The 218-nt window shown below is 50.0% G+C and carries 1 protein-coding gene; it reads right to left on the reverse strand.

Annotated elements, in window-relative coordinates; all coding sequences use genetic code 11:
• Positions 1 to 218: PAS domain-containing protein (locus H4J57_RS20440; protein WP_182244017.1), on the reverse strand; the 218-nt coding region annotated here is incomplete at both ends.

A 218-nucleotide genomic window follows, 5' to 3' on the forward strand; every position in this document is an offset into this window, starting at 1 on the left:
TTAGCCGACTCTTCACCTTGCAGGGCTTTATCCAATATCCCTTTAACCGAGGCCTTGTAATCATCGGTGATAAACCCGGCCACCAGATCTTTTCCCATGACATCAATCTTAGCAAAGCCGGTGAGTTGCTCGGCGCGCTGGTTCCATTCGTTCACCAGACCCGCGGCATCAATCCCAAAAATAGGGGCATTGGCCGTATCGATTAACTGGGTTAAATC

Origin of the sequence: Colwellia sp. BRX8-7, assembly GCF_014077275.1 — a bacterium.
In the GTDB taxonomy this organism is placed as follows: Bacteria; Pseudomonadota; Gammaproteobacteria; order Enterobacterales; family Alteromonadaceae; genus Colwellia_A.